The 16,927-nt window shown below is 62.0% G+C and carries 15 protein-coding genes; 9 read left to right on the top strand and 6 right to left on the bottom strand.

The genetic code is table 11. The annotated features are described in order from the left end of the window. Positions 1–115: 115 nt before the first annotated feature. The gene (locus tag G7047_RS20230) at positions 116–1,204 is read left to right on the top strand and encodes an AbrB family transcriptional regulator (RefSeq protein ID WP_166309491.1); all 1,089 of its coding nucleotides are present in this window, start codon (positions 116–118) and stop codon (positions 1,202–1,204) included. Between the two features lie 77 nt (positions 1,205–1,281). Here the strand turns inward: G7047_RS20230 and G7047_RS20225 are convergent, their stop codons facing one another. The 4 genes from G7047_RS20225 to G7047_RS20210 all read right to left on the bottom strand — a co-directional run bounded on the left by G7047_RS20225 (position 1,282) and on the right by G7047_RS20210 (position 4,588). Further along, on the bottom strand, positions 1,282–1,581 hold the full coding sequence (locus G7047_RS20225; protein ID WP_166312171.1) for a DUF3567 domain-containing protein: 300 nt from the start codon (positions 1,579–1,581) through the stop codon (positions 1,282–1,284). Between the two features lie 101 nt (positions 1,582–1,682). Further along, positions 1,683–2,084 carry a hypothetical protein gene (locus G7047_RS20220; RefSeq protein WP_166309489.1) on the bottom strand — a complete coding sequence of 134 codons (402 nt, stop codon included), beginning with the start codon at positions 2,082–2,084 and terminating at the stop codon, positions 1,683–1,685. A gap of 394 nt (positions 2,085–2,478) precedes the next feature. Then, a complete protein-coding gene (locus G7047_RS20215; protein WP_166309487.1) occupies positions 2,479–3,639 on the bottom strand; it encodes a DUF3108 domain-containing protein in 1,161 nt (386 codons plus the stop codon). Between the two features lie 163 nt (positions 3,640–3,802). Further along, positions 3,803–4,588 carry an IclR family transcriptional regulator gene (locus G7047_RS20210; protein ID WP_166309485.1) on the bottom strand — a complete coding sequence of 262 codons (786 nt, stop codon included), beginning with the start codon at positions 4,586–4,588 and terminating at the stop codon, positions 3,803–3,805. A gap of 108 nt (positions 4,589–4,696) precedes the next feature. On the opposite strand from G7047_RS20210, the gene G7047_RS20205 reads away from it, so the two are divergent. From G7047_RS20205 to G7047_RS20195, 3 genes are all read left to right on the top strand, one after another. Beyond that, positions 4,697–5,686, top strand: a complete 990-nt coding sequence (locus tag G7047_RS20205) for a fumarylacetoacetate hydrolase family protein (RefSeq protein ID WP_166309483.1) — start codon at positions 4,697–4,699, stop codon at positions 5,684–5,686. Positions 5,687–5,711: 25 nt separating this feature from the next. After that, entirely contained in the window at positions 5,712–6,719 is a 1,008-nt protein-coding gene (locus G7047_RS20200; RefSeq protein ID WP_166309481.1) for a TraB/GumN family protein, read from the top strand. A gap of 68 nt (positions 6,720–6,787) precedes the next feature. Next, positions 6,788–7,771: a tripartite tricarboxylate transporter substrate binding protein gene (locus tag G7047_RS20195; protein WP_166309479.1), complete on the top strand. Its 984-nt coding sequence runs from the start codon at positions 6,788–6,790 to the stop codon at positions 7,769–7,771. Between the two features lie 4 nt (positions 7,772–7,775). Here the strand turns inward: G7047_RS20195 and G7047_RS20190 are convergent, their stop codons facing one another. Then, entirely contained in the window at positions 7,776–9,860 is a 2,085-nt protein-coding gene (locus tag G7047_RS20190; RefSeq protein WP_166309477.1) for a molybdopterin-dependent oxidoreductase, read from the bottom strand. Positions 9,861–10,220: 360 nt separating this feature from the next. Between G7047_RS20190 and G7047_RS20185 the strand changes: the two genes are divergently transcribed. The 4 genes from G7047_RS20185 to G7047_RS20170 all read left to right on the top strand — a co-directional run bounded on the left by G7047_RS20185 (position 10,221) and on the right by G7047_RS20170 (position 14,626). Next, positions 10,221–11,411, top strand: a complete 1,191-nt coding sequence (locus G7047_RS20185; RefSeq protein WP_166312170.1) for an ABC transporter substrate-binding protein — start codon at positions 10,221–10,223, stop codon at positions 11,409–11,411. Between the two features lie 217 nt (positions 11,412–11,628). Next, a complete protein-coding gene (locus G7047_RS20180; RefSeq protein WP_166309475.1) occupies positions 11,629–12,837 on the top strand; it encodes a M20 aminoacylase family protein in 1,209 nt (402 codons plus the stop codon). Positions 12,838–13,156: 319 nt separating this feature from the next. Further along, complete coding sequence (locus G7047_RS20175) at positions 13,157–14,275, top strand: M14 family metallopeptidase (RefSeq protein ID WP_166309473.1); 1,119 nt, start codon at positions 13,157–13,159, stop codon at positions 14,273–14,275. A gap of 93 nt (positions 14,276–14,368) precedes the next feature. Then, the gene (locus G7047_RS20170; protein ID WP_166309471.1) at positions 14,369–14,626 is read left to right on the top strand and encodes an acyl-CoA-binding protein; all 258 of its coding nucleotides are present in this window, start codon (positions 14,369–14,371) and stop codon (positions 14,624–14,626) included. A gap of 312 nt (positions 14,627–14,938) precedes the next feature. Here the strand turns inward: G7047_RS20170 and G7047_RS20165 are convergent, their stop codons facing one another. Then, positions 14,939–16,099, bottom strand: coding sequence for an aminopeptidase (locus tag G7047_RS20165; protein WP_166309469.1), 1,161 nt, complete (start codon positions 16,097–16,099; stop codon positions 14,939–14,941). Between the two features lie 44 nt (positions 16,100–16,143). On the opposite strand from G7047_RS20165, the gene G7047_RS20160 reads away from it, so the two are divergent. Then, the gene (locus G7047_RS20160) at positions 16,144–16,809 is read left to right on the top strand and encodes a DNA-3-methyladenine glycosylase I (protein ID WP_166309467.1); all 666 of its coding nucleotides are present in this window, start codon (positions 16,144–16,146) and stop codon (positions 16,807–16,809) included. Positions 16,810–16,927 lie beyond the last annotated feature (118 nt).

Below are 16,927 nucleotides of genomic sequence, written 5' to 3'. Positions count from 1 at the left end.
CAGCCTCTGAGTCGTGTTGATGCGCGGATGGATTGAAGGACAATTTGCGGAAGCGGCAAACTGTCTCGTCGAATCCGTGGGAGAGTGCCCCGAAGTCTCCCACTCCTGATCGCTCATGTCCCTGCATCCCTCGTCGCTCCTGCGCATTGCGCTCACCTTGCTCGCCGCGTGGCTGGCCGCCGAAGCCTGCGTGGCCCTGCACACGCCGCTGCCGTGGATGATCGGCCCGCTGCTTGTCACCGCCGCGCTTTCGATGGCGGGCGCGCCTACAAAAAGCTCCATCGCGTTTCGCAACGCGGGGCAGTGGACGATTGCAACCGCGCTCGGGCTGTACTTCACGCCCGAGGTTGCGCGGTTGGTCAGCGGACTCTGGTGGGCGATCGGGCTGGCCATCGTCTGGGCCCTGCTGCTGGGCTGGGGATTCGGTGCCTGGCTGTATCGCACGACCGCGCCATGCCTGCCACAGGTGTCCGAGCGGGCGATGCGCGCGACCTGCTATTTCGCGGGTGCGATTGGCGGCGCGTCGGAGATGACGCTGCTGTCCGAGCGTGGGGGTGCGCGGGCCGATCTGGTGGCCGCCGCACACAGTCTGCGCGTGCTGATCGTGACGGTGACGATTCCGTTCGCGCTGCAGTGGAGCGGCCTGCACGGGCTCGACAATCTGCCGCCAGCCACACGCGTGGTCGACGCGAAGGGGTTGGTGATCCTGATGGCTGCGGCCGGTGTGGGCGCGCTGGTCATGCGCAGGCTGGGGCGCGCGAATCCCTGGTTTCTGGGCGCGTTGCTGGTCACGTTGCTGATCACCGTGAGCGGCGTCACGCTGTCGGCGATTCCGCAGTGGATGGTCAATGCGGCGCAACTCGTGATCGGGGTGAGTTTGGGCGTGCGCTTCAGCCGCGAGTTCCTGCACACCGCGCCGCGCTGGATGGGCATGGTCGCGCTCGGCACCTTCGCGCTGATGGGCGTGTGTGCGCTGTTTGCCGTCGGCCTCTCGTGGCTCACCGGACAGCATTGGGTGACGCTGGTGTTGAGCACCTCGCCTGGCGGCATTGCGGAAATGGCGATCACGGCCAAGGTGCTGCAGCTCGGTGTGCCGGTAGTGACGGCGTTTCAGGTTTGCCGTCTGGTGGCGGTGCTGCTGCTGGTCGCACCGTTCTATCACCGCCTGTATGGCGGCAGCAAGGCGGCCTTGCAGAAGGCATGAAAAGAAACGCCGCTTGCAGTGTCCCGCAAGCGGCGTGTCGGTTGAGTTGGGTGAGGTTGATGAGGGGTTGGCGTGCTTCAGTGCACGAGAACCGGGTTCTGGGCCAGACCTACGTATCCGTCGAGCGTGTCTTCCACTTCTTCCTGAGTGGGGGTGTTGCGCTGCCATTCCAGAATCTGAAGCTGGAACATCTCTGCCCAAGAGCCATCCAGATAGACCTCCTTGCCGGAACGCTTGTCCACGATCTCGAAACCGTGGCGCGGCAGTTGAGGAACCGTAGGCTTCACTTCAGCAGCAGACTTTTCAGTGCCGCTCAGATCGGCATCAGGCTGCATGTGGACGACAACAAAAGAATCTGAGTCGTAGAGCATGTGCATGGTCAAGTTCCTCCTTTCACTGCAGGGATAGATGGATGCGAAGCCTGCCATTTCAATAGGTGCCGGCAAGGCTTTTGCACGACCATCTGCGGAACAGTATTTCATGGATTTGATCTGTGCTCGGAGACTTGTGCGAATCTCGTGAAAAAAACAATTTTTATATTTAAATGTGCTGATTTTCTGGGATAGTAGAGGATTGAACTGAGCACCGCAGCGCTTGGGACAGGCGCAAAAGCCGGGCCATGCGAGCAGATGGATGCGCCCCCAAAAGAAACCGCGTTGATCGGCCTGGTGAGGGCAGATGCAACGCGGAAATCAACAGGAGCTCGCATGAAAAAACGGTCGGCCATCCGGTCTGTTCCCTTTGCAAGCCTTGTGGATTTCTCGACTTGTCTTGCTGGGTAGCACCGAATCCAATGCACTTCGACTCCCTCTGGATCGAAGCCCGCAATTTCACTGATACCTTGCTTCAGTGAATTGCAGACTTGGAAGATTGGTTCCATTTACTGGATATCAGCCTCTACCGCTAAAACCAATCGACCAAGCGCAAGTCAAAAATACTTCTTAAATCTATCGCCGTCAATCACCTTCGCAACCCGACCTCTGGGCAAACTGCCTTGAGTCAACCCCCCAAAGTACCAATCAGTGTGGGTTCCCAGCGGGCGGGTTACGACTTCGCATTGACGCTTCTGATGAGAGTCATCGTATTCCTCTGCTGTCTATTTGTTAATCGGCATTTGGTGAACTACTGTGAAAAGCGAGTAGATAGAGCCAATATTTGCACGGCCCACTTCATTGAATTGATGAGAAAACGCTTGAATCATATTGAAAGCAAACGATATTTCTCAATCGGCTCAATATATGTGCGGATGCGGCAAATATCGGTCGCAGCGCGCCTCATTTAAGCGCCAGTTCCGCAAAATCTCCATTCGATTGCGTGAGGCGCAGGCGTACCGGCAGATATTGCTTGTCCGTGCCCAGCCACAGATCGGCGCGCAGATCACGGTCGTGGCGCGGCAGTTTCTGCAGGCGCACTGCGCGCATGGGGCCTGCGGGCAGATCGATGGTTTCGGTCTCGCCGACCGTGAAGGTCCAGCGGTCGGCATTGCGCGGCCCTACCGTGGTGAACGAGATCTGCGTGCCGGGTGGGTAGCGGTCCGGCGCGGCGGCCAACATCGCGCCGAGTTGGATGAGCACGCTGACGCGGTCCTGCGCGCCAGCGCTGATGGCGTTGCGGTTGGTGTTGGCGCTGAAGGTGACAATCTTGTTGTCGAAGTCGAAATGCGCCGCCACTTCGCGCCTGCCGATGTCGCCGAAGCGGGCTGGTGCGAGGCCGTTGGCGGTGATTTTTCCGGTACTGGTCTGGCTGCGGGTGCCCAGAAGAAACGCGCTGACTTCCTGCCGCGCCTCGTAGCTCGTACCATCGTTGCGCCACGATAGTTGGCCGTTGACGTTGTAGGCCATTTTCTTGACCTCGCCATGCACCGCGTATTTCAGTGTCGTGCTCGCGGGCAGGTGGATCGGCGGTGGCTCGGTGCTGGGCTTGGCGCCAGCGGCTCCGGGCGGGCGGATGTCGACGCCCGCGCTCAGTTCGTCATCTGGATTCGAAGGGGCCGAAGCTGTGGCGGCAGGGGGTGATGCCGGGGCGCTGGCTGCAGAGGCGGGCTCGGCAGGAGTTGAGGCGGCGATGGCGGGAGCTGCCGGGGCCTGCGCAACCTGTTCGGATGCGTCTGTGGGAACGGACTCTTCCGGCGCAGGCGCAGTCTCGACGGGCTTGGGCTCGGGCGCTGGCTCTTGTGGCGCGACCGTGGCAGGCGGCGGGACGATTGGCTTTGGGCGCGGTTTGGGGTTGGGTTTGGGCGCTGGCGCAGAAGAGGGCTTCGGCGTGGGGGTGACCTGTGGCTCGGATTCGGGCTGCGGCGGCGTCACCATGCGCGTGTGGAACGCCAGCCGCTCGGAGCTGCCCTCGTCGGTACCGCCCAAAGGCATGCCGCCCAGCACAAACCAGTGCAGGGCAAGAACCAGAGCGGTGATCAGGAGAAGGGCTTGACGGGGCATGACTCGGCATCGATTCTCGCGCAGTTGCTAAACCGCTGCCGGGGGCTGGAGTCAAGCGCGCGGGTGCTCAGAGTGTGCTGGCGATCTCCACGCGGTTTTGCAGGCGCGGCCTTGGGCGGCCTGTTGCGTTGCAAATCCTCGCGCTGAGATCGTCAACACGCTCTCAGGACCCTGCCCAGCCGAGATCGCTCGACAGCTGCACGGCCATGGCGCGCAGCGGTGTGTCGATGGCACCGTTCCATTCGGCATCGAAGGTAGCGACCGAGCCCAGCGTCATGATGCCCATGACGAGGCGACCGTCCGAATCAAACACTGGCGCGCAGAACGCGGCGATGCCCGGCAGCAGCGTGTTGACCACGCGCGCGCAGCGGTGCACGCGCACCTCGTCGAACATCGCATCGACCGCCTTTTGCGTATGGGGCAGGTCGGCGCGTTGTTGGCGTTGGGCGAGCTGCAGTTCGTCCGCGATGAGCGCTGCGGTCTTCTCGCGCGGAATGTAGGCGCCGAAGCAGCGCCCTGTGGCCGACGACAGCAGCGGCATCACGTCGCCCAGACGCAGATGGGCGGTGATGCCCTGCTGCGGTGATTCTTCCCAATGCACCAGCGTCGCGCCGCGATTGCCCCAGACGGCCAGCGCAATCGTGTGGCTGACCTGCTCCATGAGCTGAGGCACGCGCTCGCGCGCAAGCCGCATGGCATCAAGCCGTGACAGCGAGGCCAGACCCAGCTTGAGCGCCGCAGGGCCAAGGTCGTAGCGGCTGTTGCGCGCATCCTGCACGACAAGGCCGAGCCGCTGGTAGCTCACCAGATAGCGGTGCGCCTTGGCGGCGCTCATGCCGGCGTCGGCCGCGATGTCCTTGAGCATCAGGGGGCCGTGCGAGCGCGTCAATGCCTCGAGCAGCGCAAAGCCCACTTCCACGGATTGAATGCCGGCGCGTTCGTCGTCCATCTGCACTAGAATTTTGCGATTCTTGTTTGTTAAATCAATTTCACGAATCGTAATTCATGCTGGGCGTGGCTGGCGCGATTTGTTGAAAATTGGAGGAAATTCACCGCCATGAAACTAGCCACCTACAAAGACGGTTCGCGTGACGGACAGCTCGTCGTGGTCTCACGTGACCTGAGCTCGGCACATTATGCGACGGGCATTGCCGATCGCCTTCAGCAGGTGATGGATGACTGGAACTTCATCTCGCCGCAGTTGCAGGACTTGTCCGTGCAGCTCAATGCGGGGCGTGGACGTCACGCGTTTCCGTTCGATCCCACGCAATGCATGGCCCCGTTGCCGCGTGCCTATCAGTGGGCGGACGGCTCGGCCTACATCAACCATGTGGAGTTGGTGCGCAAAGCGCGCAACGCCGAGGTCCCCGAGAGTTTCTACATTGACCCGCTGATGTATCAGGGCGGCAGCGATGACTTCATTGGCCCGTGTGACGATGTGGTGGTGCCGAGCGAGGCCATGGGCATCGACTTCGAAGCCGAGATCGCCGTGGTGACCGGTGACGTGAAGATGGGCGCGACGCCCGAGCAGGCACTCGACGGCATCCGCCTGATGATGCTGGCCAATGATGTGAGCCTGCGCAATCTGATCCCGGCCGAGCTGGCCAAGGGTTTCGGCTTTTTCCAGAGCAAACCGGCGACGGCGTTCAGCCCGGTCGCGATCACGCTCGACGAGCTGGGCGATGCCTGGGACAAGGGCCGGGTGAACCTCACGCTGCAGTCGACTTGGAACGGCCGCCGCGTGGGCATGTGCGAGGCGGGTCCGGAGATGACGTTCCACTTCGGCCAGCTCATCGCCCACATCTGCAAGACGCGCAACGTGCGCGCGGGCTCCGTCGTGGGCAGCGGCACGGTGAGCAACAAGGACTGGTCCAAGGGCTACTCCTGCATCGCCGAGAAGCGCTGCATCGAAACCATTCAGGACGGCACACCCAAGACCGAGTTCATGAAGTTCGGCGACACCATCCGCATCGAGATGAAGAACAAGGCGGGCCAGAGCCTGTTCGGCGCCATTGAGCAGGCGATTGCTGATCCGGCCGCAACCTGATTTCATTCTTGAAAGACTGCTGCACATGCGCGCATCGATCAGACAACTCAAAGCGCTGCTGATCGCGGCGCTGTTTCCCGTGGCGGTCGGTGCAGTGCATGCGCAGGACGCATCCAGCGCGGCAGTCAACTGCCCGCCAACGGCACAGATGCCCAACGTGGCCACCCTGCAGGCGCAGATGCGCACTGCGCGTGATCGTGGGCTGCTTTGGCGTGTGGAAAAAGAGGGGCGCACAAGTTGGCTCTATGGCACGATTCACATTGCGCAATCGCAGTGGATGGTTCCCGGACCGACGGTGATGAAGGCGTTGCGCGACTCAGATGCGCTGGCGCTGGAACTCAACATACTGGACCCCACGGTATTGGAGGCCCTCATGTCGGCCATGCAGGCCAAGCCGGGCGCGAAACCACTGCCGCCAGCGCTGCAGTATCGTCTCGACCGATTGAAACAGCGCGAATGCCTGGACGCAGGGGTGGACGCGATGCGCCCGGATGCGCAGGTGCTTACATTGGCCTCAATGATTGCGCGGCGCGAAGGACTGGATCCCGCTTACGGAATCGATCTCATGCTGGCGGGGCTGGCGACGGGCATGAAGAAACCGGTGATCGCTTTGGAAAACGTGGAAACGCAAGTCCGCGAACTGGTTTCCGATGACCCTGAGAAAGTGTTGGAGACGGTCACCACGGGACTCGATCAGCTCGAACGCAAGGACGCTCCGGTGGTGGTGAGTACGCTGGCGCACGCATGGTCTGATGGCCGCATGCGGCTGCTGGAAAGCTATGTTCAATGGTGCGAGTGTGTGAACACGCAAGCGGAGCGGCGCGAGTACGAACGCATGGTCGAAGGCCGCAACCCCGGTATTGCACGAGCGATCACCGCCGAAATCGCGTTCGGGAAATCTCTGTTCGCAGCCGTGGGCGCGCTGCACATGAGCGGCCCGAAAGGTCTGCCGACCTTGCTGCGCAAGCAGGGCTTCACGGTGACGCGGGTGGAGTTTCCTCCAGCATCGGCAAAGTCGGTGAGCAGCGAATGAGCCGACCAAAACCAGATTAGAAGAACGAATCCAAAGAACGAATCATCGACAACAAAGGAGACAAGACAATGCAGCGCAGACAACTGCTCCAACACACCCTCGCCGCCGCAGGAGCGGCTTTCGCGGCACCCTTCGTGCGCGCGCAGGCGGTGTACCCGAACCAGCCGATACGCTGGGTCGTGCCCTATCCGGCGGGTGGCGGCACCGACGTGCTGGCGCGTGCGGTCGCCGAGGCCATGCGAGTGGCGCTCGGCCAGCAGATCATTGTGGACAACCGGCCCGGCGCATCGACCAACATCGGCGCACAACTGGTGGCCACGGCCAAGCCCGATGGCTATACCGTGCTCTCGGCCGACAACGCCGTGCTGGCCTATAACGAATATCTGTTCACCAAGCTGCCCTTTCATCCCGAAAAGGACTTCACCTACGTCGGCGGGCTCACGCGCTTTCCGCTCGTGCTGGTGGTGAATCCGAACTTCAAGGAAGGCCAGACCTTCAACGATTTCCTGGCCTATGTGCGCGCCAATCCGGGCAAAGTCAATTACGCATCGCCCGGCAATGGGTCGCCGCATCACCTTGCGATGGAGATGTTCAAGTTCCGCACCAAGACCTTCCTCACCCACATCCCGTATCGCGGCGCGGCACCAGCCGTGCAGGACGTCATGGGCGGACAGGTGCCCTGCATGTTCCTCGACCTCGCGGCGGGGCTGTCGGTCATCCAGTCCGGCAAGGTGAAGGCGCTCGCCATCGGCTCGGGCAAACGCGCGCCCCTGCTGCCCGACGTGCCGACGCTCGCCGAGGTTGGTGTGAAGGAGACCGAGGTCTACGCATTCCAGGGCATGCTCGCACCGGCCGGTCTTTCCGCTGACATCACGAAGCGGCTCAACACCGAACTCAACAAGGCACTGGCGTCGCCCGATGTAGTCAAGCGCCTGCAGGACTACGGCATGGAATCGCTCGCGGGCACGTCCGAACAATTCCACGCCATGGCCCGCGCCGAGGCCAAGCGCTGGGGCCCGATCATCAAGGCCACGGGTGTGAAACTGGACTGACGGGTTACCGAGGCGCTGCCTCTGTGCATTTTTCCACCTGCACCGCACAGTCATAAAAACAAGGACCGCGTCCGATGTCCGTGAGCCGCTGGTGGGTGAGTTCGTTCACGTTGGTTCCGTTCTCGCCATTCTTGCGCCACCAGATGCCGAGGCCCACAACCACGCCCTTGCGTGCGCGGCCGTTGATGCTGGCGTGGCAGACATGTTCGCCGCGTGCGTTGTGCACGCGCAGCAGGTCGCCGTCGGCAATCGCGCGGGGCGCGGCGTCGTCGGGGTGGATTTCCAGCAGCGGGCGGCCTTCGCTGTTGCGCAGGCTCTTCACGTTCACGAAGGTCGAATTGAGAAAGTTGCGCGCGGGTGGGGAGATCATCGCGAGCGGGTAGCGTGCGTCGGCGTTCGGCAGTTCGTAGTTGGGAATGTGATCGGGCAAGGGATTGACGCCCAGTGCGGTGAGGCGCGCACTCGTGAATTCGCATTTGCCCGATGGCGTCTGGAAGCCGCCTTCGGCAAATGGCGCGTCTGGCACGGCCAGGCTCGCGAAGCCCTGAGCCAGCAGCTGGTCGTAGTCGACATTCGTTCCGGCGATGGCTGCGCGGCACAGGGCCTCGTCGTCGTCGTGGAAATGGGGTGCGGAGAAGGCGGGACTGAGCTTCGCCATCTGCGCAGCCAGATCGCGGAAGATGCGCGCGTTGCTGCGTGCCTCGCCTTCTGGTGCGATGGCGGGGCGGTTGAGCAGGACGTCGGTGTGGCCGTAGCTGCCGTGGATGTCCCAGTGTTCGAGCTGAGTGGTGGCGGGTAGCACGTAGTCGGCGAGGTCGGCCGTGTCGGTCATGAAGTGTTCGAGCACGACGGTGAACAGGTCCTCGCGAGCAAAGCCTTTGGCGACCTTGTGCGACTCGGGCGCGACGGCGACCGGGTTGCTGTTGTAGACCACGATGGCCTCGACCTTCGGTCCGAAATTTGCATCACCGGGATGCAACAATGCGTCGCCGATAGTGCTCATGTTGATGGTGCGCGGGCAGCGCTCGCCCAGCAGGTCGGGGCGCTGTAGAGCGGCGCGCTTGAACGGGTAGATGCCGGATGACGACAGCAGCAACCCGCCCGCACGGTGCCGCCATGCACCGACCAGTGCGGGCAGGCAGGCGATCGCGCGGATCGCGTTGCCGCCGCCGCGTGCGCGCTGTACGCCGTAGTTCACGCGGATCGCGGCCTGCGGCGTGGTGCCGTAGTCGCGTGCGAGCTGGCGGATCTGCTCGACGGGCAGGCCGCAGACCTCGGCGGCGCGTTCGGGCGGCCACTGCAGCGCGCGCTCCTTGAGTTCGCCCCAGCCGAGCGTGTGGCGCGCGATGTAGTCGTGGTCGAGCCAGTCGTTCTGGATGAGCTCATGCATCAGCGCGAGTGCCAGCGCCGCGTCGGTGCCTGGCAGCAACTGCAGATGCTCGTGGCATTTGTCGGCAGTTTCGGTCTTGCGCGGGTCGATGCAGACGAGGCGCGCGCCGTTGCGCTTGGCCTCCTGCGCGAAGCGCCAGAAATGCAGGTTGCTGCCGATGCTGTTGCTGCCCCAGATGAGGATCAACTTGCTCTCGGCATAGAACTCTACGCGCATGCCAAGCTTGCCGCCGTAGGTGTGCAGCAGCGCCTCTCCACCAGCCGACGAGCAGATGGTGCGGTCGAGCAGCGACGCGCCGAGTTGGTGAAAGAAGCGGCGGTCCATGCTCTCGCCCTGCACCATGCCCATGGTGCCCGCGTAGCTGTAGGGCAGAACGGCCTCGGGGTTGCTCTCGGCGATGCGGTGCAGGTGCGTGGCGATGTCGGTCAGTGCCTCGTCCCACGAGACAGCAACGAACTGGCCACTGCCTTTGGGGCCCACGCGTTTGAGCGGCTGCAGTACGCGCTCAGCGTGATAGGTGCGTTCGGCATACTTGCTGACTTTGGCGCAGAGCACGCCGCCGGTGAACGGGTGATCCGGATTGCCGTTCACTTTGGTGGCGACGCCGTCGATCACGGTGGTGACCAGCGCACAGGTGTCGGGGCAGTCGTGAGGGCAGGCACCTTTCACGGTGCTGACTGTGTTGTTGTGATGCTGCATGTTTCAGGTCGTCACAAAAATCGGGGGTGAATACTTACTGTTGTTCGCGAAACAGGTTAGATTTTTGACAATTTGTTAAATTTCTATACGTTCTCTGATAACAGTCAATCCGGCGGTTTGCCCCGGTGGTTTTTTGAAAACCGGCTGGGCATATTGCGAGACAGAGCACTCTAGCGCGTTTCCATGGTGTTCGTTGGCGGTCGATGACCGTTCAGGGCAGTCATGCGGAATGCATTGGGGTCTTCTGCACGAATCGATGGGCCAGCATGCGTCGACCGGGTTCGGGTTCGCGCAGAGTCTTTTTCGAGGGCTGGAGAGGGTGTTGTCGGGATGAACTGGGTATTCACGCAGGGGAAGACGATGATTCACAGCAGTAAGTTGGCTTCGATAGGGCCAGTGGCCGGTGCAGCCCATGTCGGCCGCAGACAGTTTGTGGCATCCGTTGTGGCAACGGCCGCGGCCGGATTTGTGCCTTCGGTGCGAGCGCAGGATTCTGGTGCCATTGTGCTGGGCCAGTCCTGCGCGCTGACCGGCTTTTCAGGCGAGCTGGGAATTCAGTATCACCAAGGTGCACAGCTGTTTTTCGATGATCTGAATGCGCGTGGCGGTATCAATGGCCGCGAGGTGCGCATTCGCGTGCTTGACGATGGCTACGAACCCGAGCGCTGCGCTGCTAATACCCAGCGCTTTATCAAGGATGACGTGTTCGCGCTGTTCGGCTATGTGGGCACCCCCACCAGCGTCGCCTCGTTGCCGCAGGTGCAGCAGGAGAAGATTCCACTGTTTGCGCCGCTGACCGGCTCGCAGGCGCTGCGGCAGCCAAACCTGCGTCAATTGGTGTTCAACGTGCGTGCCTCCTATGCGGACGAGACTGCGCTGATGGTGCGTCAGCTCATCGGTCTGGGGCTCAAAAAGATTGCGGTGTTCTACCAGAACGACGGTTATGGCCAATCGGGGCTGGAGGGGGTGACTGAGGCGCTCGCGCAGCATGCCTTAAGCCCCGTGGCGACGGCCACGGTCGAGCGCAACTCCGCCGACGTGAAAGGCGCTGTGCAGAAGCTGGTCGCCCAGAAGCCCGACGTGATCGTGCAGGTGACCACCTATTCGGCGAGCGCGGGTTTTGTGCGCGAGGCGCGCGCTGCGGGCTACGGCGGCCAGTTCTACAACGTTTCGTTTGTCGGCACATCGGCGTTGTCGAACGCACTCGGCAAGGAGGCCGAAGGCGTGGTGGTGACACAAGTCGTGCCATCGCCGTTCAAGACCACGCACCCGGTCACCCGCGAGTTTCTGGCGGTGCTCGGCAAGGGCGGCAAGAACCTGCAGCCGAACTACTCGGCGATGGAAGGGTTTCTCGCCGCGCGGATTCTGTCGGAAGGGTTGCGCCGTGGGGCCAGCAATGGCAAGCTCACGCGCGAATCGCTGGTGGCAGCGCTCGATACGCTGAACGGCCAGCAGGTCGCGGGCTTTCCGGTGGCGTTTCAGCCTCAGGGTGCGAAGGCACGCTTTGTGGAACTCTCAATGCTGACAGGCGACGGCAAGGTTCGCGTGTAATCAGCGGAGCGGGAAAAAGGGCTTTCTCCGGTCTCCGTGCGCGAATTCCCCCGTCCCATGCCGGGGCGGGAGGAACCCGATGGCGCGGGTCTTGCTTGCGGGCTAGACTGTCCATTCGACCAGTGCCTGACTCCCTTGAGATGTCCGTCGAGCGGCGCGTTCAAGTGCGCAGCGGCCGGGGCAGTCTTTGTGGATCGGGCCCAAAGGAAGCCAGCAAATGAAAGTTATCGATTCGATCGTCGCCCAGGCGGCGTCCATCGCGGCCGTGCGCCGCGACATCCACGCTCATCCCGAACTGTGTTTTGAAGAAGTGCGCACGGCCGATCTGGTAGCGGCCAAGCTCACGGAATGGGGCATCCCGATTCATCGCGGCATGGGCACGACCGGTGTGGTCGGCATCGTCAAGGGCCGCGACGGCGGCGCGAACGGCCGCGCCATCGGCCTGCGTGCCGATATCGACGCGCTGCCGATGCAGGAGTTCAACACGTTCGAGCACGCAAGCAAGCACACCGGCAAGATGCACGCCTGCGGCCACGACGGCCACACGGCCATGCTGCTCGCGGCGGCGCAGTATTTCTCGCAGCACCGCAATTTCGACGGCACCGTCTATCTGATCTTCCAACCGGCCGAAGAGGGCGGTGGCGGCGCGCGCGAGATGATCAAGGACGGCCTGTTCGAGCAGTTCCCGATGCAGGCGGTGTTCGGCATGCACAACTGGCCCGGCATGCCGGCCGGCTGCTTCGCGGTGAGCCCCGGCCCGGTCATGGCATCGAGCAACGACTTCACCATCACCATCCACGGCAAGGGCAGCCACGCCGCCATGCCGCACATGGGCATCGACCCGGTGCCGATTGCCGCGCAGATGGTGCAGGCTTTCCAGAACATCATCAGCCGTAACAAGAAGCCGATTGAAGCGGGTGTCATCTCGGTCACCATGATCCACGCGGGCGAGGCCAACAACGTCGTTCCCGACTCGTGCGAAATGCAGGGCACGGTGCGTACCTTCAGCATCGAGGTGCTCGACCTGCTCGAATCCCGCATGCGCCAAGTGGCAGACCATATCTGCGCCGCGTTCGACGCGACCTGCGAGTTCGAGCTCAACCGCAACTACCCGCCCACGATCAACTCACCCGCCGAGGCCGACTTCGCCCGCAAGGTGATGAGTGGCATCGTCGGCGCAGCCAGCGTGCGTGAACAGGAACCGACCATGGGAGCGGAGGATTTTTCCTTCATGCTCATGGAGAAGCCCGGCGCATATTGCTTCATCGCGAACGGCGACGGCACGCACCGCGAGATGGGGCATGGCGCGGGCCCATGCACCTTGCACAATCCAAGCTACGACTTCAACGACGATTTGATTCCTTTGGGCGCGACTTATTGGGTCGAACTCGCGCAGCAGTGGCTTGCGAATCCAACTGTGAAGTGATTCTGCTTTTCGTGTTCAAACGACTCTACGCTTCCTTGCGGCAGCGATTGGGGGGTCGTGCGGGGGCGGCAATACGGCACCTCATGCGTCGTTGCTCACGCCTGCCGTACGAGAGTACTGTCTGCGCGTGAGACGCCTGGCCTGAGGGGCTGTCATGCCATGGGGTGGATGATCGACGGCGCTGCTTGCTTCGTAGGCCCGCTGCTTGAGACAGGCGCTCAGCTCATCCACGGGAAGTCCCTGTTGATTGTTTTGCCATGCGGCTTACATCGTTGGGACTCATCATTGCTGCGCACTTTTCTGAACTGGAGTCGCCCTCATGATCCCCATTCCGGATGCTTTCGCCGATCGCTACGCGCTTGCGCGGGCTCGCTTCATTGCCGGGGTGGCGACGGCGGGGTTGTCGCTGCAGCAGTATCGGCATCCGCTCAAGGGGCGTGAGGGCGAGGAGTTGGCGGTCGATGTGGCGCTTGACGGGGCGATGGATGCCGAGCGGCTGCTGATCGTGAGCAGCGGCTGTCATGGTGTGGAGGGGCTGTGCGGCAGTGGCGTACAGGTGTTTGCGCTGCATGACGACGAGTGGCGCGCGAAGGCTCGGGCGCAGGGCGTTGCGGTGCTGTATGTGCATGCGCTTAATCCGCATGGTTTTTCGTTTCTGCGGCGGGTGACCAACGAGAACGTGGATCTGAACCGTAACTTCATCGATTTCGGTCAGCCGCTTCCCGCCAATCCCGCGTATGACGAGCTGCACCCGATCCTGCTGCCCGAGCAATGGCCGCCTACGCTACAGAACGAGATGGCGCTCGGCAAGCTGGTGTCCGAACATGGTGAGGCTGCTTTGCAGGCGGTCATCAGCCGAGGGCAATACCAGCGTCCTGACGGTCTGTTCTATGGAGGCCAGGAGCCGACATGGAGCCACCGGACGCTGCGCTCCATCCTGCAGCGCTACGGCAGCAAGGCGTCGCGCATCGTCTGGTTGGATCTACACACGGGGCTCGGGCCATTCGGCTTTTGCGAGCGCATCTATTCGGGTCGCAACGAGGCCGTCAGCATGCAGCGTGCGATCGATTGGTGGAGCGGCGGTGGTGCCACGCCGGTGACGGTGGCGGGTGATGGGGATTCAGCCTCGGCCGAGCTGACCGGCCAGATGCATGGCGCCATTGATAAAGAATGCCCGCAGGCGCAGTTCACCGGGTTGACGCTGGAGTTCGGCACCATTCCGGCGGTGCAGGTGTTGCAGGCCCTGCGCGCTGATCACTGGCTGCATCTGCACGCCGACGATGCCGGTGCGGGTTTTGATTCGAGCCTCGAACAGCAGATCCATGCACAGATGCGGGCGGCGTTTTTCGACGAGTCGGACGGGTGGAAGGGGCTGGTCATCAGCCAGTCGCGGCAGGCGATGTTTCAGGCAGTGGACGGACTCGCGCGCGAAGGTTGAAATAAAAAGCACGATCGTTCGAATTTTGGCTACACTGGCGCACTACTGATATCCCGTTTCCATTTATCGACCTGTTTGCGGAGACAACAAGCCATGTCCGATCTGAACGTCACTTTCGAAACCGCCGTCGCCAATTCCAAGCTGCTGACCGAGCGTCCTGACAATCCGACTCTGCTGAAGATTTATGCGCTCTACAAGCAGGCGACTGCGGGCGACAACGAAGAGAAGAAGCCCAGCTTTTCTGACATCGTGGGCCGTGCGAAGTGGGATGCGTGGGAGAAGCTCAAGGACACCACCAACGACGAAGCCAAGCAGCAATACATCGACCTCATCGAATCCCTGCGGGGCTGATTTTTTGTCTTGTTCGTTGTGCTCGCTACCCCGACGGGCGCGGCAATAAAGCCCTTCATGTGTCGTTGCTCACGCTTGCCGTACGAGAGTGCTGTCTGCGCGTGAGACGCCTAGGGACCCTCTGCACGAATCGATCGACAAGCAGCTTGTGCGGATCGGGATGAGATACAAGGCGAAAACCACAGGGATAGCCGTAGCTATCGCGAGGATTTTCAACGCTGTAGACCGCCCGAGTCCGCGTAAGCATGCGTCGATCTGATTTGTGCAGAGGGTCCCTGGCCTGAAGGGCTTTCTTGTCGTTGGTGTGGGGGATCAGTGGCCGGTTGGCTCTGCCGAGGCGGCAGTTTGTGGCGGCGTTGATTGCATCAATGCGATGAGCGCTGCTTGGCGCTCTGCTCTTGGCTGATTGGCGAGGTCCTTCACTGCCGCGTGAAACTTGCGCCAGTCTTGCCCCAGTTGTTCAAACAGTGCGATGAACGCGGGCACGAGATCGTCGTAGGCGCCTTGTGCGCCGAAGGTGGCGTTATTGGCTTCTCTGACCCAGCGGTCTAGATTCGTGAGCTGGTCTGGCTTGACTTGGTCTTCAGTGATCCAGCGTTTGCGCTGCTGTGCGTAGGCCTCGTGGAAGGCCTGCATGGCGCGCTGTTTTTCCCACTCCAATTGAGCTCTCCCGTCGGTGGTGTCGGCGTCGCCGTTGTCGTAGACCTGCGCTAGCGCGGCGCGGGCGTTGCGGGTGATGGTCCGGAATTCGGCACGGCGTTTCTCGCTGGTAGTGAATTCGGTTTGGGCCTTGGGGCTGGAATGTTCGCTTAGCCACTTTTCCACGCCAAGGCGCTCGACAGCGGTGGCGTAGGACTCGTTGAACGCCGTGTCACCCTCGGCGTAGACCACCTGGTGCGCGAGTTCATGGAACAGCAGGCGCACGAAGTCGCCCTCGGGCCAGCCGATGAAGGTGTTGAGCAGCGGATCGCCGCCGAGCCAGTTGGAATAGCCGAGCGTGGAATACGCGGGCACAGGGTAGACGCTGACCTCCTGGCCCGATTGTGCGAGTCGCTCTGACTCGGCCTTGGCATCAGCCTCGGCAAAGTAGCCCCGGTAGCCGATGCAGCCCGTCACCGGAAAACACCAAGTGTGCAGCTTAAGTGAGTAGGGCGGTGCACCGACAACGTTCCACACGGCCGCAGCCCGGCCCAACTGCGCAAATCGGCGATAGCTGGCGTTGTCTGGCAAGGCGAGTTCGTCAATGGCGAACTGGCGTGCGTGTTGGGCGAGCGCCAGACGTTCGCGCAGCGCGGGCTTCAGGCTGGGGTCGTTGATCCAGTCCTGCACGGGTTTCGCCGCACCCATGATGCCCATATGCCCACGAAACGACTGCCAGTAATACCCGAGTGTGCTGTCGCCTGATGAGGATGCGCAGCCGCCGAGGGCCAGCGCTGCGAACAGTGAAAGGACCAATGGAAAAGATTTTTGCATGGATGGATATACAGTCTTTTCTGATTTCGCGGCACAATGGGCTGATGGCCGACAGCAAACACACTCATGAACCAGTGGCGGGACTTTTCACCGATGACAGCGGCCATCAGCGCTGTTTCTGGTGCGAGGCTTCGCCTTTGTACAAGCATTATCACGACCACGAATGGGGCTTCCCCGTGGACGATGATCGGCGTTTGTTCGAGAAGCTTTGTCTTGAAGGGTTCCAGGCGGGGCTGAGCTGGATCACCATCCTCAACAAGCGCGAGTCTTTTCGCTCCGGGTTCGCCAATTTTGAGGCCGAGGAGCTGTCGCGGTTTGGCGAGAAAGACATTGCGAGACTGTTGGCCGATGCGGGCATCGTGCGCCATCGCGGCAAGATCGAGTCGACCATCAACAACGCCAAGCGGGTGATCGAATTGCGCCGGGAGTTTGGCTCGCTCGGAGCCTATGTCTGGGGTTACGAGTCGCAGGCGGGGCAGGAGCGGCCCAAAGTGAACACGTACGATGCGGTGCGCGCGATCACGGCGACACAGGCGTCACTGGCTTTGTCCAAGGATCTGAAGAAACGAGGCTGGAGTTTTGTCGGGCCGACCACGATGTATGCCTTCATGCAGGCCATGGGGCTGGTCAATGACCATATCGACGGTTGCCATGTGCACAAGGCAGCGGCTGAGGCGCGCAACCGGTTCAAGATTCCGCAGCGCAGCTAGTGCTTGCGGGAGTCTGCAGGGGCAGCGGATGAGAGATGAGGATGGGGGAGAAATGAGGTCAGCCTTCCATCCGCAATGCGCCCTGGTTCAAACGGGTTGAAGCGCGGGTCGCAAAGCG

The sequence above is a fragment of the Diaphorobacter sp. HDW4A genome, assembly GCF_011305995.1.
In the GTDB taxonomy this organism is placed as follows: domain Bacteria; phylum Pseudomonadota; class Gammaproteobacteria; order Burkholderiales; family Burkholderiaceae_C; genus Diaphorobacter_A.
Note: the sequence above shows the minus strand (reverse complement) of the source record. Positions and strands in the feature narration are given on the sequence as shown.